The following is a 717-nucleotide window of genomic DNA, read 5'->3' on the forward strand; positions in this document are numbered from 1 at the left end:
AACAAGCTAATCTAACGCAGGCTCATCTATTAGCGCGAGGTCCGAAGATCCCCCGCTTTCCCCCGTAGGGCGTATGCGGTATTAGCATGGTTTTCACCATGTTGTCCCCCACTAATAGGCAGATTCCTACGCGTTACGCACCCGTCCGCCACTCGTCAGCGCTAGCAAGCTAGCCTGTTACCGTTCGACTTGCATGTGTTAAGCATACCGCCAGCGTTCAATCTGAGCCATGATCAAACTCTTCAGTTTTAAATCATTTTGTGACAGCATCAGATGTGTCACCAATCTTTGTTTCGATTGTCAGAATTTACGTTTGTTACTCATAACAAGTAACGGTAGATTCTTATATCGATTATTTATATCATGCACAATAATCTCTACAAGCACCCACAACAAATTATTTTGATTAAGTTTTTAAAGAGCGAGGAGAGAATGAATCATTCTTTCCTGTTGAGCTCGACCATTATACAGATCCAACTCATTGTGTCAATATTTATTTTCAGAAAGTTTTCGAAGCGACTGATCATCAAAAAATCAAGCCAACCCAGAAAACCAGCACCCTAACAACAACACCAAACACCAATCAAGCCCCGAAGAGCCTTACCTTAACCACTAAATCGTTAAGTAGCCGACCATTATAACTAACTAAAACCAACGGTCAAGCTTTTATTTTTTCTAAAACCGAGGAAGTGAAACAAACCCAGCAAAGTATAAACT

At 41.3% G+C, this 717-nt stretch carries 1 rRNA gene; it reads right to left on the minus strand.

Annotated elements, in window-relative coordinates:
• A 16S ribosomal RNA gene (locus tag P1P89_23280) occupies positions 1 to 249 on the minus strand; the annotation flags it as partial.
• Positions 250 to 717: the final 468 nt, after the last annotated feature.

It is taken from the genome of Desulfobacterales bacterium, assembly GCA_029211065.1.
GTDB lineage: Bacteria > Desulfobacterota > Desulfobacteria > Desulfobacterales > JARGFK01 > JARGFK01.